The 22,630-nt window shown below is 71.3% G+C and carries 13 protein-coding genes; 4 read left to right on the top strand and 9 right to left on the bottom strand.

Annotated features, from left to right (window positions below; all coding sequences use genetic code 11):
* Nucleotides 1-49 precede the first annotated feature (49 nt).
* The 3 genes from AB0G32_RS33920 to AB0G32_RS33910 all read left to right on the top strand — a co-directional run bounded on the left by AB0G32_RS33920 (nt 50) and on the right by AB0G32_RS33910 (nt 2,604).
* Nucleotides 50-679, top strand: a complete 630-nt coding sequence (locus AB0G32_RS33920) for a DUF6230 family protein (RefSeq protein WP_361172372.1) — start codon at nt 50-52, stop codon at nt 677-679.
* A gap of 91 nt (nt 680-770) precedes the next feature.
* On the top strand, nt 771-1,256 hold the full coding sequence (locus tag AB0G32_RS33915; protein WP_361172369.1) for a DUF6114 domain-containing protein: 486 nt from the start codon (nt 771-773) through the stop codon (nt 1,254-1,256).
* Nucleotides 1,246-2,604 (top strand): hypothetical protein, encoded by a 1,359-nt coding sequence (locus AB0G32_RS33910; RefSeq protein WP_361172366.1) that lies wholly within the window; start codon nt 1,246-1,248, stop codon nt 2,602-2,604. The genes AB0G32_RS33915 and AB0G32_RS33910 overlap by 11 nt, the downstream gene beginning before the upstream one ends.
* 69 nt (nt 2,605-2,673) lie before the next feature.
* Here AB0G32_RS33910 and pyk read toward each other — a convergent pair whose 3' ends face one another.
* The 3 genes from pyk to pta all read right to left on the bottom strand — a co-directional run bounded on the left by pyk (nt 2,674) and on the right by pta (nt 7,506).
* A complete protein-coding gene (gene pyk, locus AB0G32_RS33905) occupies nt 2,674-4,104 on the bottom strand; it encodes a pyruvate kinase (protein ID WP_361172364.1) in 1,431 nt (476 codons plus the stop codon).
* An 85-nt stretch (nt 4,105-4,189) separates the two neighbouring features.
* On the bottom strand, nt 4,190-5,404 hold the full coding sequence (locus AB0G32_RS33900; RefSeq protein WP_361172361.1) for an acetate kinase: 1,215 nt from the start codon (nt 5,402-5,404) through the stop codon (nt 4,190-4,192).
* Nucleotides 5,401-7,506 carry a phosphate acetyltransferase gene (gene pta / locus AB0G32_RS33895; RefSeq protein ID WP_361172358.1) on the bottom strand — a complete coding sequence of 702 codons (2,106 nt, stop codon included), beginning with the start codon at nt 7,504-7,506 and terminating at the stop codon, nt 5,401-5,403. Before pta ends, AB0G32_RS33900 begins: the two co-directional genes overlap by 4 nt.
* 190 nt (nt 7,507-7,696) lie before the next feature.
* On the opposite strand from pta, the gene AB0G32_RS33890 reads away from it, so the two are divergent.
* Nucleotides 7,697-8,722, top strand: coding sequence for an ATP-dependent 6-phosphofructokinase (locus AB0G32_RS33890; RefSeq protein WP_361172355.1), 1,026 nt, complete (start codon nt 7,697-7,699; stop codon nt 8,720-8,722).
* Between the two features lie 11 nt (nt 8,723-8,733).
* Here AB0G32_RS33890 and AB0G32_RS33885 read toward each other — a convergent pair whose 3' ends face one another.
* The 6 genes from AB0G32_RS33885 to AB0G32_RS33860 form a co-directional block, all read right to left on the bottom strand.
* Nucleotides 8,734-9,438 carry a helix-turn-helix transcriptional regulator gene (locus AB0G32_RS33885; protein ID WP_361172352.1) on the bottom strand — a complete coding sequence of 235 codons (705 nt, stop codon included), beginning with the start codon at nt 9,436-9,438 and terminating at the stop codon, nt 8,734-8,736.
* 100 nt (nt 9,439-9,538) lie between these two features.
* The gene (locus AB0G32_RS33880) at nt 9,539-10,372 is read right to left on the bottom strand and encodes a carbohydrate ABC transporter permease (protein WP_361172349.1); all 834 of its coding nucleotides are present in this window, start codon (nt 10,370-10,372) and stop codon (nt 9,539-9,541) included.
* Nucleotides 10,369-11,235, bottom strand: a complete 867-nt coding sequence (locus AB0G32_RS33875; protein ID WP_361172346.1) for a sugar ABC transporter permease — start codon at nt 11,233-11,235, stop codon at nt 10,369-10,371. The genes AB0G32_RS33880 and AB0G32_RS33875 overlap by 4 nt, the downstream gene beginning before the upstream one ends.
* A complete protein-coding gene (locus AB0G32_RS33870; protein ID WP_361172343.1) occupies nt 11,232-12,599 on the bottom strand; it encodes an extracellular solute-binding protein in 1,368 nt (455 codons plus the stop codon). The genes AB0G32_RS33875 and AB0G32_RS33870 overlap by 4 nt, the downstream gene beginning before the upstream one ends.
* A gap of 246 nt (nt 12,600-12,845) precedes the next feature.
* Nucleotides 12,846-13,202, bottom strand: coding sequence for a hypothetical protein (locus AB0G32_RS33865; protein WP_361172340.1), 357 nt, complete (start codon nt 13,200-13,202; stop codon nt 12,846-12,848).
* A gap of 78 nt (nt 13,203-13,280) precedes the next feature.
* Nucleotides 13,281-22,244 carry a polymorphic toxin-type HINT domain-containing protein gene (locus AB0G32_RS33860; protein WP_361172337.1) on the bottom strand — a complete coding sequence of 2,988 codons (8,964 nt, stop codon included), beginning with the start codon at nt 22,242-22,244 and terminating at the stop codon, nt 13,281-13,283.
* Nucleotides 22,245-22,630 lie beyond the last annotated feature (386 nt).

The raw sequence follows: 22,630 nt of genomic DNA, 5'->3' as shown, positions 1-22,630 counted from the left end.
CTAGGGGGCGAGCCGAGGCCAGGAGATGTACGTCCGAGAAGGAGGACATATGGAGTCCCAAGCGCGTGGTGGGACCAGATGGAAGCGGTTCGCTGTGGTCATGGTGCCCAGCGTTGCCGCGACGGCCGCGATAGGCGTCGCCCTGGCACAGGGTGCGCTGGCCGCTTCGTTCAGTGTGTCGGGGCAGCAGTTCAAGGTCAGTGCCGACAAGCTCACCGGTACCGGGTTCTCGCAGTACGGGGCATACGACGTGGGGGCCGACGGCAATAATCGCGCCGTGGCGGTCTCCGCGTTTGACGAGGCATACATCAAGAACCTGTGCCAGTCGGTCGTCACGCCCAACATTCCGGTGATCGGTACCGTCACCCTGCGGTTGGGCGCGGGTGACAGTACCGAGAAGAAGAACCAGGTTTACGCCAAGGGGCTGTATATCGACCTTGACGACCTGGAAGCGGACGCCACGTTCAAGGACATCGACATCGGCGTAGCGGCTGGTTCGATGGACAAGGGCCCCGGTATGAAGAGCGGGGACCACGCCAGCGCGGGGGGTTTCTCCCAGCAGGCCACCTCCGCCGTGTTGACAGACGTGCAGCAGACGGCGTGGGCCACCACCGCCGGGACCTTCAAGCTCCCGAACTTGAAGATGTCCATCGTCGCGGGCAAGCAGGAGTGCTACTAAGTACTCGCTGACGGGCGGGGGCCGGCCGTGTCCCCGCCCGTTCCCTCTCACATCACCACCACAGCAACGCTGTACCAGGGAGCTGTTTTCCATGAGCGCCGAGACTCCTGCCGCCGCCGGTCAGTTCACCCGCCGGAGGGCACAGTTCCGAGACTGGCGGGGGACCCGGCCGTTCTGGGCCGGCCTGCTCGTTCTGCTCGGCGGCGTCCCGATCATGTACTTCCCGTACGCGCACCTGAAGTTCGGCGCTCTGACGCTAGCGATGTCCACCACCGCCGGTGCCGGGTCGCTGATCATCGGTGTGCTGCTGGTCGTCCTCGGCGTCAGCCTCTGGTTCCAGAAGCATGTGCGGACCTTCGCTGGGGTCGCGGCGATCCTGCTCGCCCTGGTGTCCATCCCGGTGTCCAACTTCGGCGGCTTCGTCATCGGCTTCCTGCTTTCGCTCATCGGCGGGGCCATGGCCGTGTCGTGGGCGCCGGGCGAGCCGAAGCCGGTGACGGACGCCGTGGACGAGCCGAACCATCTGTCAGGAACGATCCCGGCCAACGGGGCGAACGGGAGGCACAGTGCCGGCTGACGAGGTGACTCACGGGGCTGACGCGGAGGCGTCCCGCGTGAGAACCGGGCCGCGCCACGCGGCACCCAAGAAGCCGCTGTTCACCAGGTTCCATGTGCCGGCCGGCAAGGCGATAGCCCTGGCGGCGATGCCGACGGCGGTCCTCATGGGGATGGGGTTCACGCCGACGCTCGCCGTCGCCGACGGCAACGACCCGGCGGCAACGTCCTCGAAGAGTCTGACGGCCGACGAGTACAAGGCCTGCGTGGCGGCCATGGCGGGTGACGAGGACGAGAAGGACTACGCGGACGCGTCGGCCTCGCCCTCGGCCACGGCTTCGGCGTCGTCCTCGCCTTCGCCCTCCGCGAGTGCGAGTGTGAGCGGCGGGGCGGAGTCCGAGCCGAGTCCGTCCGCCTCTTCCAAGGACACGGCCAAGGACACGGCCAAGGACACGGCCAAGGACACGGCCAAGGACACGGCCACGGACTCGTCCTCTTCGTCGGATTCAGGTTCCGACGACGAGGGCGCCGAGTCCGAGCCGTCCGCCTCCGCCTCCGCCTCCGCGAGCAGCGGCGGTGTGCTCCAGGGCATCGGCGACGCCATCGAGGACTTCTTCACCGGAGGCAAGAGCAGCGAGGAGTCCGCGAGCGCCTCGGCGACCCCGTCGGCATCCGCATCGCCCTCCGCGTCCGCGTCCGGCGAGGACGCCGTGGAGGAGACGACGGAGAAGGCCACCGACACGGTCGGCGACACCGTCGAGGACGTCGAGAAGGGCGTTGAGAAGGCCACCGAGGCGGCCGGGGACGCCGTCGACGAGGCCACCGCCTCGCCCAGCGCCGACCCCTCCGCCAGTGCTTCCGCCAGCGCCTCCACCGACCCCGGCGAGGACTGCCCGGTCGCCACCGACGACGAGGGCGGCGTCGACAACACCCTGGCGGTGCCGAACGACCCCTGGTACCTGGACGCCAGTTCGCTGACCCTCAAGGGTGCCTCGTACAAGGGGATCGTCGAGGTGCGGACCGCCAGTGGTGCCACCAAGAAGGTGCTGAAGTACGTCATCTCCAACGGCACCGACATCGGTGACCTGCACCAGACCGTCAAGGACCCGGTGACCGGCAAGACCTACCACGTGCAGGCGGCCGAGGGCACCACGTCCACGATCCGCGACGGTGAGACGGTGATGTACACCGAGAGCATCTCCGGCAACCTGCTGGGGCTGCTCCCGATCACCTTCGACGTGGAGAACCCGCCGCCGCTGGACATCCCGCTGATCTACTTCACCAAGGTGAAGGTCGTGCAGGCGGGGCAGTTCGGCGGGACGCTCACCGTGCCGGGGCTGCATCAGTACATGACCGACACGGCCGGCTGACCCCCTCGTACGACAGCAGAGGGCGCCCCCCGCCGACCGCGGGGGGCGCCCTCGACGCCGTTCGAAGGGCTAGCCGCGGACGGCCTCGCCCAGGTGGTGGACGCGGACCATGTTCGTCGTCCCCGGCACGCCGGGGGGCGAACCGGCCGTGATCACCACGATGTCACCGGGGTTGAAGCGGTTGAGCTTCACCATCTCCTGGTCCACCAGGTCGACCATCTCGTCGGTGGAGTTGACGAACGGCACGACGTGCGACTCCACGCCCCAGCTCAGCGCCAGCTGGTTGCGAGTGGCCTCGTCGGTGGTGAACGCGATGATCGGCTGGACCGCGCGGTAGCGGGACAGCCGGCGGGCGGTGTCGCCGGACTGGGTGAACGCCACCAGGCCCTTGCCGCCGAGGAAGTCGGCGATCTCGGCGGCGGCGCGGGCCACCGAACCGCCCTGGGTGCGCGGCTTCTTGCCGGGGACGAGGGGCTGGAGACCCTTGGAGAGCAGCTCTTGCTCGGCGGCGATGACGATCTTCGACATGGTCTTGACCGTCTCGATCGGATACGCGCCCACGCTCGACTCCGCCGACAGCATGACCGCGTCCGCGCCGTCCAGGATGGCGTTGGCGACGTCGGACGCCTCGGCGCGGGTCGGGCGGGAGTTGGTGATCATCGACTCCATCATCTGGGTCGCGACGATCACCGGCTTGGCGTTGCGCCGGCACAGCTCGATCAGGCGCTTCTGCACCATCGGGACCTTCTCGAGCGGGTACTCGACGGCCAGGTCGCCGCGGGCCACCATGACGGCGTCGAACGCCGCGACGACGTCCTCCATGTTCTCGACCGCCTGCGGCTTCTCCACCTTGGCGACGACGGGGACCCGGCGGCCCTCCTCGTCCATCACCCGGTGCACGTCCTGGACGTCCTTGGCGTCCCGGACGAAGGAGAGCGCGACCAGGTCGCAGCCCATGCGCAGGGCGAAGCGGAGGTCCTCGATGTCCTTCTCGGACAGCGCGGGGACGTTGACGGCCGCGCCGGGCAGGTTGATGCCCTTGTGGTCGGAGATGACACCGCCCTCGATGACGATCGTCCGGACCTTCGGGCCCTCGACCTCGGTGACCTTCAGCTCGACGTTGCCGTCGTTGATCAGGATCGGGTCGCCCTTGGTGACGTCGCCGGGCAGGCCCTTGTACGTGGTGCCGCAGATCGTCTTGTCGCCCGGCACGTCCTCGGTGGTGATGGTGAACTCGTCACCGCGCACCAGCTCCACGGGGCCCTCGGCGAAGGTCTCCAGCCGGATCTTCGGGCCCTGGAGGTCGGCGAGCACACCGATGGCCCGGCCGGTCTCCTTCGCGGCGGCCCGGACCCGGTCGTACCGGCCCTGGTGCTCGGCGTGGGTGCCGTGGCTGAAGTTGAAACGGGCCACGTTCATGCCGGCCTCGATCAGCGAGACGAGCTGCTCGTGGGAGTCGACCGCGGGGCCGAGAGTACAGACGATTTTCGAACGGCGCATGGGGCGATCCTATCGGTTTGTTTCGCTCCGGAATATTCCGCCTGGCGGAACGTGCATATGGGCGCGGGCGTGCTCACCCGTGAATTTATCGGCTGTTCTTTTCGACCAGTGCGTACGTCTGTGTCGCGATCTCCAATTCTTCATCCGTCGGCACCACGGCGACCTTCACCCGGGCGTCCGCGGGGGAGATCAGCCGGGGACCGTCGCCGCGTACGGCGTTCAGCCCGGCGTCGACCGCCAGGCCCAGCCCCTCCAGGCCCGCCACCGCGGCCTCCCGCACCGGTGCCGCGTTCTCCCCGACCCCGGCGGTGAAGGCGACCGCGTCCACCCGTCCGAGAACGGCGTAATAGGCGCCGATGTACTTCTTCAGGCGGTGAATGTAGATGTCGAAGGCGAGCCGTGCCTGCTCGTCGCCCTCGTCGACCCGGCGCCGGATCTCCCGCATGTCGTTGTCGCCGCACAGACCGAACAGGCCGCTCCTCTTGTTGAGGAGAGTGTCGATCTCGTCCGTGGACATTCCGCCAACGCGTTCCAAATGGAAGATGACCGCCGGGTCCAGGTCTCCGGACCGCGTACCCATCACCAGTCCCTCCAAAGGCGTCAGCCCCATCGAGGTGTCCACGCACCGGCCGCCCTGAACCGCCGAGGCCGAGGCGCCGTTGCCGAGGTGCAGCACGATGACGTTCACGTCCGCCGGGTCCTTGCCCAGCAGCCGGGCGGTCTCCCGGGAGACGTACGCGTGCGAGGTGCCGTGGAAGCCGTAGCGGCGGATGCGGTGCCGGTCGGCGATCTTCGGGTCGATGGCGTAGCGCGCCGCCGACTCCGGCATCGTGGTGTGGAACGCCGTGTCGAAGACGGCGACCTGGGGCAGGTCGGGGCGCAGGCCCTGGGCGGTGCGGACGCCGGTGAGGTTGGCCGGGTTGTGCAGCGGGGCCACCGGGACCAGGCGCTCGACCTCGGTCAGCACGGAGTCGTCGATCAGGGTCGGCTCGGTGAAGAACATGCCGCCGTGCACCACCCGGTGGCCAATCGCGGCCAGCTCCGGGGAGTCCAGGCCCAGTCCGTCCCGGGCCAGTTCCTCGGCGACCGCCTTCAGGGCCGCCTCGTGGTCGGCGATCGGCCCGTGCTGCTCCCGGGTGTCGTCGGCGGCCACGTGGGTGTGCTTGAGCCGGGAGGTCTGCTCGCCGATGCGCTCGACCAGTCCCACCGCCAGCCGGCTGCTGTCCCGCATGTCCAGCAGCTGGTACTTCAGCGACGAGGAGCCGGAGTTGAGGACGAGGACGCGGGTGGGGGAACTCACTGTTCGGCAGCCTTCTCGATCGGGGACTGGGCCTGAGGGGACTGGGCCTGGATGGCCGTGATGGCGACGGTGTTCACGATGTCCTGCACCAGCGCGCCGCGGGACAGGTCGTTGACCGGCTTGCGCAGGCCCTGGAGGACCGGGCCGACGGCGATCGCGCCGGCCGAGCGCTGCACGGCCTTGTAGGTGTTGTTGCCGGTGTTGAGGTCGGGGAAGATCAGCACGGTGGCCTGCCCGGCGACCTCGGAGCCGGGCAGCTTGGTCGCGGCGACCGACGGCTCGACGGCGGCGTCGTACTGGATCGGGCCCTCGATCATCAGGTCCGGGCGGCGGGCGCGGACCAGCTCGGTGGCCGCGCGCACCTTGTCGACGTCGGCGCCGGAACCGGAGGTGCCGGTCGAGTACGACAGCATCGCGATCCGCGGCTCGACGCCGAACCGGGCCGCCGTCGCCGCCGCCTGGACGGCGATGTCCGCGAGCTGCTCGGCGTTCGGATCGGGGTTGACCGCGCAGTCGCCGTAGACCAGCACCTTGTCGGCCAGGCACATGAAGAAGACCGAGGAGACGATGGACGCCTCCGGCTTGGTCTTGATGATCTCGAAGCCGGGGCGGATGGTGGCGGCGGTGGAGTGCACCGACCCCGACACCATGCCGTCGGCCAGGCCCTCCTGCACCATCAGGGTGCCGAAGTAGTTGACGTCGGAGACGACGTCGTAGGCCAGCTCCACGGTGACGCCCTTGTGGGCGCGCAGCTCGGCGTAGCGCTCGGCGAAGCGGTCCCGCAGGTCGCTGGTGGCCGGGTCGATCAGCTGCGAGTCGCCGAGGTCGATGCCGAGGTCGGCGGCCTTCTTGCGGATCTGCTCGACCGGACCGAGCAGGGTCAGCTCGCACACGCCCCGGCGCAGCAGCACCTCCGCCGCGTGCAGCACGCGCGCCTCGGTGCCCTCGGGCAGCACGACCCGGCGCAGATCGGAGCGGGCCTGTTCGAGCAGCTTGTGTTCGAACATCATCGGCGTGACACGGTCGCTGCTCGGCGCCTGGACCCGCTTGTCCAGGGCGGCGGTGTCGACGTACCGCTCGAACAGGCCGAGCGCGGTCTCCGCCTTGCGCGGGGTGGCCGCGCCCAGCTTGCCCTCCAGGGAGAACAGCCGTTCGGCGGTGGGGAAGCTGTTGCCCGGCACCGACAGCACCGGGGTGCCGGGGGCGAGCCGGGCGGCGAGGGTGAGGACGTCGTCGCCCGGCACCTCGTCCAGGGTGAGCAGCACCCCGGCTATCGGCGGGGTGCCGGCGCTGTGCGCGGCCAGCGAGCCGATCACCAGGTCGGCGCGGTCACCGGGGGTGACGACCAGGCAGCCGGGGGTCAGCGCGCCGAGGAACTTGGCCAGCGAGGCGCCGCCGAAGACGAAGTCCAGCGCGTCCCGGGCCAGCCCCGAGTCGTCGCCGAGCACCACCCTGGCGCCGAGCGCGTGGGCGATCTGCGAGACGGTCGGCGCGGACAGCGCGGGCTCGTCCGGGACGACGAAGGCGGGCGCCGGGAGCAGCCCGGCCAGCCGCTCCGCGATCAGGTCCCGGTCCTCGCGGGCCACCCGGTTGGTGACCATCGCCAGTACGTCGCAGCCCAGCGAGTCGTAGGCGCGCAGCGCGTTGCGGGTCTCGGCGAGGACGGATTCCGCGCTCTGCCCCCGGCCGCCGACGACCGGGATCACCGACGCGCCGAACTCGTTGGCCAGCCGGGCGTTCAGCGACAGTTCGTCGGGGAGCTGGGTGTCGGCGAAGTCGGTGCCGAGGACGAGCACCACGTCGTAGTCGCGGGCCACCAGGTGGAAGCGGTCGACCAGGGCGGAGACCAGTTCGTCGGTGCCCTGCTCGGCCTGGAGCGCGGACGCCTCGTGGTAGTCCATGCCGTAGACCGTCGCCGGGTCCTGGGAGAGCCGGTAGCGGGCGCGCAGCAGCTCGAAGAGGCGGTCCGGGCCGTCGTGGACCAGGGGACGGAACACGCCGACCCGGTCGACCTGCCGGGTCAGGAGTTCCATGACCCCCAGCTCGACGACCTGGCGGCCGTCGCCGCGGTCGATACCGGTCACGTACACGCTGCGGGTCACGCGCGCTCTCCGTTCCATAGCTGACATGGGCCGTCATAAAAATCGCCCACCGAGGTGAGCGGAACCCTCTTGACAATACCTCTCGCGATATATAAGGCGCCTGTCAATGCGGCGTCGGCACTCCCTGGTGGGACGTGGAAGAATCGACAGTGCCTCACCGGTGTCCACAGGGAGCAGGAGACACAGCACGATGCGTATCGGAGTTCTCACCGCAGGCGGCGACTGTCCCGGCCTGAACGCAGTGATCCGGTCGGTCGTGCACCGAGCGGTCGCGCAGTACGGCGACGAGGTCATCGGCTTCGAGGACGGCTACGCGGGCCTGCTGGACGGCCGCTACCGCACCCTCGACCTGAACGCGGTCAGCGGCATCCTGGCCCGCGGCGGCACCATCCTCGGCTCCTCCCGGCTGGAGCGCGACCGGCTGCGCGAGGCGTGCGAGAACGCGGCCGACATCGCCCGCGACTTCGGCATCGACACGCTGATCCCGATCGGCGGCGAGGGCACGCTGACCGCGGCCCGGATGCTGTCCGACGCCGGGCTGCCGGTGGTCGGCGTGCCGAAGACGATCGACAACGACATCTCCTCCACCGACCGCACCTTCGGCTTCGACACGGCGGTCGGCGTGGCGACGGAGGCGATGGACCGGCTGAAGACGACGGCCGAGTCGCACCAGCGCGTCATGGTCGTCGAGGTCATGGGCCGGCACGCCGGCTGGATCGCCCTGGAGTCCGGCATGGCGGCCGGCGCGCACGGCATCTGCCTGCCCGAGCGGCCCTTCGACCCGGCCGACCTGGTCAAGATGGTCGAGGAGCGGTTCGCCCGGGGCAAGAAGTTCGCGGTGATCTGCGTGGCCGAGGGCGCCCATCCCGCCGAGGGGTCGATGGACTACGGGCACGGCGCGATCGACCAGTTCGGCCACGAGCGCTTCCAGGGCATCGGCACGGCGCTGGCGTACGAGCTGGAGCGCCGGCTCGGCAAGGAGGCCAAGCCGGTCATCCTCGGCCATGTGCAGCGCGGCGGCACGCCCACCGCGTACGACCGGGTGCTCGCCACCCGCTTCGGCTGGCACGCGGTGGAGGCCGCGCACCGCGGCGACTTCGGCCGGATGACGGCGCTGCGCGGCACCGACGTGGTGATGGTGCCGCTCGCGGAGGCGGTGACCGAGCTGAAGACGGTGCCGCAGGACCGGATCGTCGAGGCGGAGTCGGTCTTCTAGGAGGGGCTCTTCTACGGGGCCTCGCCGGTCTCCTTCTCGACCGCCGACCAGAAGTACTCCAGCACCCGGTCGCGCAGCTCGCGGCCCAGGGGGGTGGCCAGGCGGGCCTGGTACTCGGCGTGCAGCTCCACCAGGACGTCCTCCAGGACGCCCCGGTCCAGCAGCGGGACGAGCTTGCTGATCGCCCGGGTCTGGCCGCCCGGCCGGCGGCCGGTGACCGCGGCGCGCAGCAGTTCGGTGAGCCGTTCCTCGTTCCCCGCCACGGTGACGAGGTCCGGCAGTGACAGGCCGAGCAGCCCGGCCAGCGCCGTCGACTGGCGGTCGGTGCCGCGCCACGCCTGCCGCTCCTCCATCCGCAGGTAGGACCGGGGGTCGACCCCGGTGGCCCGGGCCACCTCCTCGGGCGGCAGGCCCCGGGCGACCCGGTGTTCGAGCAGGGTGCGGGGCCGGGCGACCAGGTCGGTGGGGGCGCACCACAGGGCGCCGGCCAGGGCGGTGAGTTCGGCGGCGGCGGGCAGCGCCTCGCCGCGCTCCCAGGCGAGTACCAGGTCCGGACCGACGTACGGCAGTCCGTACGACACCCGCATGTCGCGGGCGACGTGTTCGGGGCCCATGCCGAGGGCGGTGCGGAGCCGGTGGGCGGCCAGGGGGTCGAAGGGGGAGGCGGGCTGGTCGGGCTGGCCGGGCTGGTCCGGGAGGGCTTCGGGTCGGGGCACGGCCACAAGGTAGGGGGCCGGACGTGCTTTGACTACAGTCCGTCCGGCCAGGAACACGGATCGTAGGAAGCTACGGTTACGCGTGTCCGTGCCCTGGCCGTCACCCCTTGACGGCACCTCCCAGCGCGAAGCCGCCGCCCAGCCGCCGGGAGATCAGTACGTAGAGCAGGATCACCGGCGTCGAGTAGACGATCGAGAACGCGGCGAGCTGACCGTACGCCACCATGCCCCGGTTGCCGAAGAACTCGTTGACGCTGACCGAGGCCGGCAACTGGTCCGGGGTGAGCAGCAGCATGAAGGGGACGAAGAAGTTCCCCCACATCATCACGAACGAGAACACCGTCACCACCGCCACCCCCGGCCCCATCAGCGGCAGCACGATCCGCAGCAGGGACTGGAGGGCGGACGCCCCGTCGGTCCAGGCCGCCTCCTCCAGCTCCTTCGGCACGCCGTCCATGAAGTTCTTCATCAGCCAGATGGCGAACGGGAGTTGGGAGGCGGCGAAGAAGAAGACCGTGCCCTGGAGGGTGTCGATGAGGTTGACACGTACGAACAGGGCGTACACCGGCACCATGATCGCCGTGATGGGCAGGGAGGTGGCGAACAGGACGGTGAGCAGGAAGGGGCGGTTGAGGCGGGAGCGGAACCGGGACAGCGGGTACGCGGCGAGCGCCGCGCACGCCACCGTGAGCGCCGTCGCGCCGCCGCACAGGATCAGGCTGTTGCGCAGCGGGGTGAAGGTGATCTCGTCGGTGAGGATCGCGTCGAAGTGGTCGAGGGTGACCCCGTCGGGGACCCGCACCCGCAGGCCCGCGTGCGGGTCGACGGCGGACAGCAGCACCCACAGCAGTGGCAGCGCGAACGCGGCGGCGGCCACCAGCAGCCCGGCGTCGGCGGCCAGCGTCCGGCTTCTCGAACGGGTCACACCCCTCACACCTCCGTCCGCAGCAGCCGCAGGTACCCGACCGAGAACAGCGAGCCGATCAGCAGCAGGAGCAGCGCGACCGCGGTGCCGTAGCCGATCAGGCTGTTCTGGAACGCCTGCTCGTACATGTACAGCGGCAGCGTCTGGCTCTTGCCGCTGGGTCCGCCCCGGGTCATCACCCAGATCAGCCCGAAGACGGACAGTGTCTGGAGGGTGTTGAGCATGAGGTTGGTGGCGATGGAGCGGCGGATCATCGGCAGGGTGACGTGCCACATCCGCCGCCAGCCGCCCGCCCCGTCGACCTCGGCGGCCTCGGTGACCTCTTTCGGGATCTCGTCGAGGGCGGCGGAGTAGACGAGCATCGAGAACGCCGTGCCCCGCCACACGTTGGCGAAGGAAACCGCAAGGATCGGCAGGGTGAACAGCCAGTTCTGGGAGGGCAGACGCAGCCAGTCCAGTACGGCGTTCAGGGTGCCCTCGCGGCGGAAGAACGCGTACAGCAGGAACCCGGCGACGACCTCCGGCAGCACCCACGCGGTGACGACGATGCCGCCGGTCAGTGTCCGCACCGGCTTCGACGCACGCCGCATCAGGGAGGCGAGCGCCAGCCCCAGCGTGTTCTGCCCGACCAGCGACGACAGCACGGTGAACACCAGGGTCAGCCATACGGCGTTCAGGAACGCGTCGTCCCGGAACGCCCGCCGGAAGTTCTCGAACCCGACGAACGACTCCTCGGCCTGCCCGGTCAGTTGCAGGTCGGTGAAGGCGATGACGACGCAGTAGGCGATCGGACCGGCCAGGAAGAGCAGCAGCAGGACGGTGGCGGGGGCGACGGGGGACGCCCGGACCAGGGCCCGGCGCGCTGGGCTCACTTCTCGACCACCTGGTCGTCGGTGGCCTCGCGCAGGGCGCTGTCGTAGTCGCGTGCCGCCTCCGCCACCGACCGGTCGCCGGTCGTCACCCCCTCCATCGCCTCCTGGATGGCGGTGGAGACCTTCGGGTACGCCGGGTAGGCGGGCCGGTAGTGGGTGTGGGCGACGAGGTCGGTGAAGAACTCGATGCCGGGCTGGGCGTCGACGTAGCCGGGGTCGGCCGCGACGTCCTCGCGCACCGCGATGCCGGAGTTGGCGACGTACCACTTCTGGGCGTTGGCCTTGGTCTGCATCGTCTTGATGAACTCGAAGGCCAGGTCGGGGTTGCCCGCCCTGGCCGGGATCGACCAGGTCCAGCCGCCGGACATGCTGACCTTGCCGGGCGCCTGCCCGGCTTGCGTCGGCATGGCGGCCAGCCCCAGTTCCTTCGACCACTCGGGCCACTCGTGCCCGCTGCCCGGCAGCCAGTCCTGCGGCAGCCAGGAACCGTCCAGCGCGATGCCGAGCTTGCCCTCGGGCAGCCACTCGCCGCGGACGGCGGTGCCGACGTTGGGATCGAGCGCGTCGGACACCTCGGGCCCGAGCTTCTCGCCATACACCGTCTCCACGAAGGAGAGCGCGTCCCGGAACCCCTTCCCCGCGGTGATCCACTTCTTGGACGCCTTGTCGTACAGCGGGTCCGTGCTTCCGTCATTGGTCCCGTACAGCAGCATCTGGAACCCCTGCATAGTGGCGCCCTCGCCGACCGGCTTGCCGGTGTACACGTTGAGGGGGATGACGCCGGGCACCTTCTCCTTGATGGTGCGGGCGGCGGCCAGCAGGTCGTCCCAGGTCCTCGGCTGCCAGTCGGCGGGCAGCCCCGCCTTGGCGAACACGTCCTTGCTGAACCACAGCCCCCGGGTGTCCGTGCCGTCCGGCACGCCGTACGTCTTCCCGTCCTCGCCCCGGGCCGCGGCCTTCGCGGTGCCGATGAACCGGTCCCAGTCCGGCCACTTGGCCAGATAGTCGTCGAGGGGCTTCAAGTACCCGCTGGTGATGTCGGAGTTGATGAGGAAGGTGTCCTCGTAGACCAGGTCGGGCGCGGTCTTCGGCGACCGCAGCATCTGCTGCACCTTGGTGTAGTACTCGGAGTCCGGCGCCTTGATCGGCACCAGCTCGACCTTCTTGCCGGGGTTCGCCTTCTCGAACTGCTTCCGGACGCCGTCGAGGTAGTCGTCCATCACCTTCACGGAGTTGTCCGTGGACTGCTTGAAGGAGACCTTGAGGGTGTCCGGATCACTGCCGGAACCACCGGAACAGGCGGTGAGGGCGGTGGCGGCGAGGGCGGTGGCGAGGAGCAGGGCTGCGGTGGGGCGCACGGGCATGACCTCCTGCGGGCACGACGCTGTGGCCGGGATGGCTGCGAGGTGAACGTAGGAGGGGTGGTCTGGCCGGGTCAATGCGTGTGCGTCGGACGGGGGATAAGCGGTCCGATAAACATCGGGGCCGGGGGAATCCGCTCACCGCAGGGTGGAGGGGAACACGTCATGGGGGACTTCCTGACCCCGCTTGCTCGTGCGAGCGGGCGAGAGCCGGTCGTCATAGGCTCCTTCGGACCGTTTCCCGGTTGGTCACCGCTCCGCCTGGCTGACGACCAGTTCGCCCGCTCGTTCGCCCGTCGCCTCGCGCACCTCGTAGCCGGCGTGCTCCAGGACCGTGGTGATGGCGGTGTACATCGCCCGTTGCGCGGTGAGCATCGTCCGTACCTGCGGGTCCTCCGTCAGCTCGGCGTGACCCAGGCTCAGGAAGTGGTCGAGGAGAGCGGAGTGGACCCGCCACTGAAGGAAAACAGCCGGCGGCGTGCTGTCGTCGATGGTCTCCAGGTAGACGCCGGACGACAGGGAGGGGGAGGCGGTAGGGGCGATGGGGAGGCCGGCTCGTACCAGGTCGGCGGTGAGCTTCTCCCGGAACAGTTCGTGCGTGAACACATCGGGTCCTTGCGGTAGCGGGTGGTACGGAAGCGGGTGGGGCGGGCTCGCGTGCGAACCCGCCCCACCCGGCGCCGGTCAGAGGCCGAAGGCCTTGAGGAGCATCTGCTTCAATGTCTCGTTCGACTGCTTGTTGATCAGAGCGCCCAGTTCGGTGTCCGGATCGCCCCAGGGTACCGACCAGCTGACCTCGGCGTCGTCCGCCATGTGGTCGCCCAGATTGCTCGCACAGCGCGGGCAGGGCTGCCGCTCGGAATAGAGTGCGGTGATCTTCTCGCCCGGCTTGAGCTGCGAGATGAGGTCGTCCTCGGAGTGGAAGTCCTCACCGTTGCTCATGCCGTAGATGGGCGTGTCACGGCCTTCGACCTTCGCCACCGCGACGTTCCTGAGCTTCAGCCCCAGCATCTTCTGCCGGTAGTTGAACGCCAGGCTGGCGAGGCCGCCGCCGTTGATGCCGACCGACGTGCCGACCGGGCAGGTGGTGTTGTGGACCAGGAGCGGTGTGGAGCCCGCGAGCACGAAGTACGTGTGCGCTTCGTCGACGGTCAGGTCGTAGGTGACCATCGACGAGGTGTAGTTGCGCACCGTGATCACGGTGACCGCACCGGCGCCGGTGCTCTGCAGCAGGTCTCCGGCGGTCAGTTCGGAGGCCCGGACGAACGTCCCGCGCGTCAGGTCGTAGTACGGATGGTTCTGGGTGCTGGTGATCTGCTGCGGTCCATCGGGCGTGCTGACCGTGAGATCGGTGAAGTCGGTGTCGTCGTGGGTGGTGAACGTACGGCTCACCCGGTCCTGCCGGAGCCCACCGCCTCCCTCGGCGGACTGCACCGTGTCACCGGCCTGGATGTCCTGGATCGGCGTGGCACTGCCGTCGGCCATCAGCACCTGGGTGCCGGCCGGGAAGCTGTGCGTGGGTGTGCACGGCAACCCGTACACCGGGAACCTCTTCAGCCACGCCGCTACGGCGCCGGCCTTGAGCCGGGAAGCCGTCACCGCGTCGATGACCGCCGTCTTGGACAACTGGGTCAGGACGTTGAGTCCCGCGTCCATGCCGGCCAGGTCGCCGATGACCACCGCCGCGCGTACCGAGTACGCGGCCTTGAAAGCACCCTTGAGGACGGCCGGGGCGACCAGGCTGCCGACGGCCCAGGCGCAGGCGCTGGCCTTGTGGTCCCAGGCGCATTCCTTGTAGTCGCTGATCAGGCCGTAGGCGAAACCCTTCAGCAGTTGCAGATCGAAGTCGAGGACGTTGAAGTCGATCACCTGGTGGGTGGTCACGTCGATCGGCGCTTCGCCGATGTAGTCCTTGCTGTAGTCGCCGCCGGCCATGCACTGGGCCGCGGTGGCGTTCAGCTCGTCACAGGTGACCAGGTAGAACTTGTTGGTCCCGGTGATATGGATGTCGGCGGGCAAGTTGCAGTGGCCGATCTTGGTGGAGATGGCGCAGTTGCCGGTGGCCTGGGCGTCCTCCTTCAGATTGACCGGCACGATCTCCAGGCCGGGGATCTCCTCGTCCCACGGCACCGCCTCCTGCGGCGGCGGGTTCTGCTCCAGCTGGGTCGCTGCCTCCGCGTTCTCCTGGGCCTCTTTCGCGTCGGCCCTGGCGTTGGCCGCGGACTCGTCGGCGTTGGCGGCCGAGGTCTCCGCCTCGTCCGCGAAGTAGTCCGCGTTGTTGGCGGACACCTGCGCCCGGTCGGCCGCATCACGGGCGGAAGCGGCCGATGCCTCGCCGTCGGTGGCCGCGGCACGGGCCGCCGCGGCCTCGTCGCCCGCCTCGCTCGCCGAGCGGTTGGCGTTGTAGGCGTCGGTCTGTGCCTGCTCGTTGAGCGTGTCCAGCCGCTTGGACGAGGCCTGTACGTCCTTGGAGTCGGCGGACGCCTGAGTCGCCGACTTCAGCGCGTCGGCGGCCGCGCGGGACGCCTTGGCAGCCGAGTCCGCCGCGTCCGCCGCCGCCTGCGCGGCGAGCTTGGCGTCCCCGTCCGCCCGGTCGGCCGCGTCCTGGGCGGCCTCGGCGAACGCCGCCGCCTCGTCGGCGCGGAGTTCCGCGACCGCCACCTCCTGCTCCGCCAGCGTCTTGGCGGTGTCGGCGACCACGACGGACAGGCCCGCCGTGGCGTCAGTGGCCGCGAAGGCCATACCCAGCTCGATCGCCTGGTCGGCGGGGGCGGTCACGGCGTTCGCGGTGTCGCGGGCGATCTCCGCCTGTTGCGAGGCCGCGTAGGCCTGGCCGGAGGCGGTGGCGCTGTCGTCGGCGGCGGCGTCCGCCTCCTTGCGGGCTCCGACGGCCGCGGCGGTGGCGTCGGCGCTGTCCTTGGCCGCCTGCGCGGCGAGCGCGGTCGCCTCGTCCGAGTTCCGGCCGGCGATCTCGGACTGCTCGATCGCCTCGGCGGCGAGGTAGTGGCCCTCCGTGGCGTTGGCGCTGGTCTGCGCCGCCGCCGCGTCCGCCACCTTGGCCGCGGCGGCCGACTTGGCCGCCGCGGCGGTGCTGACCGTCGCCGCTTCCCTGGCTGCCACGGCCGCGGAGGCCGCCGTATCGGCGTCCTCGTCGGCGCGGCTCGCCGCCAGGGCGGCCGCGTTGGCCGCCGCCCTGGCCGACCGCGCGGCGGCCTCCGCGTCCTCCGCCGCGCTCGTGCCCTCCGCGGCGGCCGCGGCGGCGTCGGCGGCGGCGGCCTTCGCCCGGGCCGAGTCCATCTCCTTCCGTGCGGTCTCCGCCTTGGACCTGGCGGTCGCCGCGTCGCTCTCGGCCTGGCGGGCCGTCGCCTCGTCGCTCGCCGCCCGGTCGGCGTCGGCCTTGGCGGCGTCCTCCTTCTCCGCGGCGGTGGCGGCCTGCTGCTGGGCGTCGGCGTTGGCGGCCTCCGCCTTGTCGCGCTCCTTCTCCGCGGTGACGCGGGCGTCCGCGGCCTTCTGCCGCTGCTCCTCCGCGGTGGCCGCGGCATCCTTCGCCCGGGCGGCCGCGGCCTCGGAGCTGGTCTCCAGGGTCGCGATCTTCTTCTTGTCCTGGGCCACGACCGCGGCCGCCGCCGCTGCCGCGTCCGCCTTGTCCTGCGCGGCGGTGGCGTCGGCAGCTGCCTTCTGCGCGCTGTCCTGAGCGGTGGCGCGCAGGAAGGCGGCGCGGGCGGCGTGTGCCTGGGCGCTGGCGTTGGCCAGTAGGGCGGCGCTGTCCGCGACAGTGGCGTTGGTCGCGGCGACGGCGGTCTTCATGGCCAGCGAGGTGGCCTCGGTGGCCGCCGCTGCCGCCTTGGTGACCTGGGCGGACTCGTTGGCGTACGAAAGGGCGCGTCCCTCGGGGACGCCGGCCGCGTCGGCGGTCTGTGCGGCGGCGGCCTCGGCCGCGGTCACCTGGGCCGCGGCGGCCGTGGCGTCCTTGGCGTTCTGGGTCGCGGTGGCCGACAGGTCGTCGACGCGCTTCTTGACGGTGGCGAGGTCGTCGGTGACGGAGACCGGCTCGCCGTCGGACGAGAAGTTCCCGCCCATGGTGGTGGGCCAGTCCTTGATGAAGGTGTTCCAGGCGCTGTTCGGGTCGGTCTGGGCCTCCATCAGGTTGTTCGCGACCCAGGCGTTGCCCAGGGCGTCGTGCATGGCCACGGCGCTGGACTGGAGCGCGGTGAGCGCCTTGATCTCGGCGTTGGTGATCTGGTCGCGCTGCTTGGCCTGGGCGGCGTACTCCGCCTCCCACTCGGCGGAGGCGACCTCCTCGACCTCCACCATCACCTGGTTGGGGTCCACCGGGTTGGTCGGGTCACCGTTCGCCCAGCGGGCCTTGAGGCTCTCGACCTCCAGCCGGAACTCGGGGGTGCCCTTCTCCGGGGCCACGGTCGGGTAGCCCTGGTACTGGATGAAACGGCGGACGTCGTCGGCGGAGCCGCGCTCTTCGGGGTTGTCCAGGAGCAGCTGCCACCAGCCGTAGGGATCGTTCTTGGCGATCTTGTCCTGGAGGATCTCGGTGACCCGGTCCTGGGCGGCCTGGCTGGCCTGCGGCACCTGGGCGGGGCTGACCCAGCCCACCGCCTGGGCGATCCGCTGATAGACGGTGTTGGGACTGAGGGCCTTGGTGACGGCGGTGTCGTACTCGGGTTCGGTGTTGGCGAAGTCGGAGGTGAAGTACTTCCAGACGGTCTCCTGGCGCTCGTCGGTCCGGGTGCTCATCCCCTCGGCCTGGTCGCGCGCCTGCTGGACGTCCGCGTCCCAGGCATCCCAGATCTCCTGGTCGAAGAGCGTTCCGGCGATGCCCACCACCTGGCCCGGGCCGGCCAGCCGGGTCTCGGCGAGCGTCTTGGAGGCGACACCGCCGACGTGCAGCAGATAGGCGAGGTTCTCCCGTCCGACACGGATCTGGGCCTGCTCGTCCATGATCTTCGCGCGGGCGTCCAGGTCGTGCTTGGCCTGGGCGGCGGCCTGGGCCGCGGCGACCTGCGCGGCGAGCGCCGCCTGGTCCTCGCGCAGTTGCCGCTCGGCCGCGGCGGCGGACTCCTCGGCCGCCGCGGAGTCCGCCTGGGCGGTGGCGGCGGCCTTCTCCGCCGCGTCCGCGTCCTGGCCGGCCTTGTCGGCGACCTCGCGGGCGTTCTTGGCGTTGTCGTCGGCGGCCTGCGCGGTCGCGGCGGCCACCGTGGCGTCCTTCTCCGCCGCGCTCGCGGCGGCGTCGGCGGCCTGGGCCTCGGCGTCGGCGGCCTGGGCGGCGGCGGAGGCCGCCTTGGACTGGGTCTGGGCGGCGGCCTCGGCCGCGGCGGTCTTCTCCGCCGCGTCCTTGGTGGCCTGGGCGTCCAGACCGGCCGTCGCCGCGGACTGCTGCGCCTTGGCCGCGGAGGCCGCCGCGTCGGCCGCGGAGGCCGCGGCGTCCGCCGCCGCCTGGGCGGCCAGCTTGCCGTCACCGGTGGCCGCCTCGGCCGCGGCAGCGGCCTCCGCGGCGGCCTTGGCGGCGCCGTCGGCCATGGCACTGGCGGCGGCGGCCTGCTGCTGGGCGAGGTTCTGCGCACCCTGGGAGATGAGGGTGGCCAGACCCGCGGAGGAGTCCGTCTCGGCGTACGGAGCGCCGAGATCGATCGCCTCGGCGGCCGGGGCGGCCACCTCGGCGGCGGCGTCCCGGGCCACCTCGGCCGCCAGCCCGGCGGCGTACGCCTGTCCGGCCGCCTCGGCGGACGCGGCGAGCGCGTCGTCCACCTGCCGTGCGGCGGCGTCGGACGCGGACCGGGCGGCCAGCGCGGCCTGAGCGGCGTCGGAGGCCTGTCCGGCTGCTTCGACGGCCTTCTTCGCCGCCGCCTGGGACCGGTCGATGGCGGTCGCCGCGGCCGACTCGGCCGACATCGCCGCGTGGTAGCTGATCAGTGCGTTGGCGTCGGCGTCGGCGGCCCAGGTGGTGGCCCGTGCGGCGGCCGCGGTGGACTTGGCCGCCGCCGACCGGGCGGCGACGGACGCCTCGGTGGCCGTGACCGCGTCGGTGTCGGCCTTGTCGGCCGTGGCGGCGGCTTCCCTGGCGGCCTGGGCGGCCTTGTCGGCGGCGGCCTGGGCGGCCTCGGCCGCCGAGGTTCCGGCGGCGGCCACCGCGGCGGCTGCCAGTGCCTGCGCGTTGGCTTCGGCGGCGTCATGCTGCCGCCGGGCGGCAGCCGCGTTCTCCCGCGCGACGGCGGCCTTGGCGGCGGCCTTCGCCGCGGCCGAGCTCGACGTACGGGCGTCGGAGCCGGCGCTCGCGGAGGCCGACCGCTTCTCGGCGGCGGTCTTTCCGTCGGCCAGCGACTGCTTCAGCGCGTCGGCGGCCTTGCCGCGTTCGGCCTCGGCCTCCGCCCTCGCGTCCGCGGCGTTCTGCCGTTCCTTCTCCGCGTTGGCCGCGGCCGTGGTGGCCCGCTCCTGGGCGGCGGTGGCGTCGGCCTCGGCCTTGGTGGCCTGGTCCTTGGCGTCGGCGACGTCGGCGGCGGCCGAAGCCGCCTGGTCGGCCCGGGTCTTGGCGGTGGCCGCCAGATCGGCGGCGTCCTGCGCGGACTGCTGGGCGGACTGGCGCAGGAACTCGGTGCGGGCGGCGGCGGCCTGGGCCTTGGCGTCGGCGAGCAGCGTGGCACTGTCGGCCTGGGACGCCTCAACCGCGGCGACCGCGGTGTCCATCGCCTTGGCGGTGGCCCGGGCGGCGGCCGCGGACGCCTTGGTCACCTGCGCGGACTGCTGGGCGTAGGACAGGCCCCGGCCGCGCGGAACGTCGTTGTCGTCGGCGATCTCGTTGGCGGCGGTGACGGCCGCGTCCGCCTTGCCGGCGGCGTCCTGTGCGGTGTCGGCGGCCTGGTGCGCGATCTCCGCCTGCTGGCTGACCAGGTTCTTGATGGTGGCGAGGTCGGCCGTGGCCTGGGCGCTGGTCTTCGCCGTGCTGCGCCGGTCGTCCGGGTTGGCCTGCCAGCTGGTGATCTGGCTGGCCGCCCAGCCGTAACCGAGCGCCTGGTGCATCGCCCTGGCGCCGGTCTCCATCTGCTTCAGCGCGCTCAGTTCGGCCTTGAGGATGTCGCTGCGCGGCTCGGCCTGAGCGGCCAGTTCGTCGTTCCACTCGGCGGAGGCGACCTCTTCGGCCTCGACCAGGACGTTGTTCCAGTCCATCGGGTTGGAGGTGTCGCCACTGGCCCAGCGGGCCTTCAGCGCCTCGACCTCGACGCGGAACTCCGGGCTGCCCTTGGGCGGCGAGACGGTCGGTATGCCGTGGTACTGGATGAACCGGCGTACGTCGTCGGCGGAGCCGCTCTTGGCCATGCTGCCCAGCAGGGTGTACATGCCCCAGGGGTCGCCGTCGTTCTCCTCGATCAGCTCCTGCGTGATCTCGTCGACCCGGTCCTGGGCCTCCTGGCTCGCCTTGGCCGGAGCGGGCACCGTCCAGACACCCCAGTCGCGGTCGAACACCCCTGCCGTCGACATGTAGTTGGTGACGTCCGTGTCGTACTGCGGCAGTGCGAAGCCGGCCGTGGTGGCGTAGGGGCGGACGAAGTCCTCCAGCCCCGTGTCAGTGGCGGACCGGCCGGTCTCGTAGGCCTGGGCGGCACGGTCGTCCTGGGTGTAGGCGTCGTCGACCGAGGGCACGGCGAACTCGCTGATGTGTACGTCGCCGCCGGGCAGCTGGGACACCGAGACGCTCTTGGCGTACGGCAGGGCCCAGTCGTACTGGGTGACGTCCTCCTCCCACTCGCCGTCGGCACCGAGCAGGTAGCCGTTGTAGGTGCCGGCTTCGGTGTCCAGGACGACCATGCGGAGCGTGCCGTCGGCGAGACCGGTGGCGGCGAGGGCGTCGGCCTTGTGGTCGTCGTAGGGGACGGCGGCCGGTTCCTTCCAGCCGCCGTCGGCGGCCCGGACGGTGTCCCACGCCCGGCGGTCCGCGTCGGCGGTGAAGACGTGCAGGGCGCCGTCGGTGGTGGTGGCGACGGCCACCGCGCGGGCGGAGTGGGCGGGGACGGCCGCGGTGGTCCAGTCGCCGCCGTCCTCGCGGGCGACGTCGGTGACGGTGCCGTCGGCGCGGCCCACGACGATGTGCTCGGTGCCGTCGGCGGTGACGGTCGTGGAGATCTCGCGCGCGGTGCCGCTGTCGTCGGCCACGGAGGGCGCGGACCAGCCGCCGTCGGGTTCGCGCGCGTAGTCGCGGACGGTGTGACTGTCGTCCAGCACGACCGCGTGCGCGGTGCCGTCGGGAGCGCCGGTCACGGCGATGGCGGTGGCGTGGCCGGAGTCGTCCAGCATGACCGAACCGGTCAGGGCCTCGGTCCAGGCGTCCGCGGCGGCGGTCCGCACCTGGTCCCACACGGTTCCGTCGTCGGCGAGGGTGAGCAGGTGCAGGTCACCGTTGGGCAGGGCCGCGGTGGCCAGGTCGGCGAGGTGGCCGTTGGCCCCTTCCACCACGTCGGGCTCGCTCCAGCCGTCGCCGGTACGGCCGGTGTGCCACAGCCTGCCGTCGTCGGCGGAGACGTGCAGGTGGAGTTCGCCGGTGGTGGTGGCGCCGACGGAGAGCGCGGTGGCGTGCGGGGCGGTGATGGTGGACCGGGTCCACTTGCCGCCGCTCTGCGCGGCGTTGTCGGCGACCGTGCCGGTGTCGGTGAGGGTGGTGACGTGCAGCCGGTCGCCGGTGGCGCCCACGGCGGACACGGCACGGGCGGTGCCGGTGGAGTCGACCACGGTGGCGGCGGCCCAGGTGCCGTCGGAGCCACGGACCCGGTCCCGTACGACGTGGTCGGTGCCGAGCAGTTCCAGATGCACCTCGCCGCCGGGCGCGGTGGCGAGGGCGAGGGCGGAGGTGGGGACGGTGCCCGCGTCGGCGGTGGTCACCGCTTCCCAGCCGCCGGCACTGTGCCGGACGGTGCTGTGGACCTTGCCGTCCCCGGTCAGCAGTGCCAGGTGCAGGTCGCCGGCGGAGGTGGCGGTGGCGGCCAACCCCTCGACCTGTCCGGGCAGGGCGTCGTACAGGACCCGTTTGGTGCCGCCGCCCGCCATGTAGTAGGTCGGGAAGTCGTCGGGGTGGTACAGCCGGTCGGTGACCGTTCCCTCGTCGCTCAGCGACTCGATGTGCAGTTCGCCGTTGGGCAGCGCCGCCGTCGCGATCGCGGTGGTGGTGGTCCCGCTGTCGATCAGGATGGGGCCGGTCCAGGTGCCGTCGGGGTACCTGACATCGTCGTACACGCTTCCCTCGCGGGTGAGCATCACGACGTGCGAGTGGCCGTTGGCCAGGGTGGCCTGCGCGCTTTGGGCCACGGCGCCGATGCCCTCGACGAGGCCGGATTCGTCGCTCTCCGCGCCCTCGGTGTCGAGGACCACGTCCCGGGAGCGGGAGCCGAGGTAGACGTTCCAGCCGGGCCAGGGGCCCTGGTCGCGGCCGGCCAGTTCCTCGCCCGCCACGGTCTTCATGGCCGGTCCGCCGCTGTGCATGATGTGGGCGTACATGGCCTGGTCACTGCGGGCCTGGGCGGCTTCCTCCATCGCCTGCAGGCGGGAGTCGAGGTCGTCGGCGGCGGTGGCGGCCGTGCTCTCCGCCGTGGCCGGCGCCGCGGTGGCCGGCGCGGCGCCGGCCTGCCCGGCGGTCGCCACGGCCATGGAGGCCCCGAGGGTCAGGACGACGGCGGTCGCGGCCGTCCGGGAAACACGTCTTATCCAGCGATTAGGTCTCAGAAACACAGCCCCGCCCTCGATAGTCCCCAAGATCGCAAAACGCGTGCACTGTACAACGCCGCTTTTTGACAGGCAACGGTCAATTGCTTGGTAAGAAAACGGTTAATCGGCAGACAGAACGCGGTAGTTGCCGACTTGTTGACGCGAACCTGGCAACGTGATCAACTCTCTCGGCCGCACCCATCACGAAGAGAAGGCGATCCCCATGGCAGGCACTACGTCACGACGGCCGGCCGCTCTCGCGCTGACGGTTCTGGCCCTGGCGACGGCGACGGGATGCTCGGGCTCCGAGTCCGGAACGGCAGCCCACG

Origin of the sequence: Streptomyces sp. NPDC023723 (genome assembly GCF_040639815.1) — a bacterium.
Classification (GTDB): Bacteria; Actinomycetota; Actinomycetes; order Streptomycetales; family Streptomycetaceae; genus Streptomyces.
This window is presented reverse-complemented; position numbering and strand designations above follow the sequence as displayed.

Bases quoted from the DNA above. Each gene is read 5' to 3' on its own strand.
- AB0G32_RS33920 (WP_361172372.1), top strand. From the start codon at position 50: ATGGAGTCCCAAGCGCGTGGTGGGACCAGATGGAAGCGGTTCGCTGTG.
- AB0G32_RS33915 (WP_361172369.1), top strand. From the start codon at position 771: ATGAGCGCCGAGACTCCTGCCGCCGCCGGTCAGTTCACCCGCCGGAGG.
- pyk (WP_361172364.1), bottom strand. From the start codon at position 4,104: ATGCGCCGTTCGAAAATCGTCTGTACTCTCGGCCCCGCGGTCGACTCC.
- AB0G32_RS33890 (WP_361172355.1), top strand. From the start codon at position 7,697: ATGCGTATCGGAGTTCTCACCGCAGGCGGCGACTGTCCCGGCCTGAAC.
- AB0G32_RS33870 (WP_361172343.1), bottom strand. From the start codon at position 12,599: ATGCCCGTGCGCCCCACCGCAGCCCTGCTCCTCGCCACCGCCCTCGCC.
- AB0G32_RS33860 (WP_361172337.1), bottom strand. From the start codon at position 22,244: ATGGCCGTGGCGACCGCCGGGCAGGCCGGCGCCGCGCCGGCCACCGCG.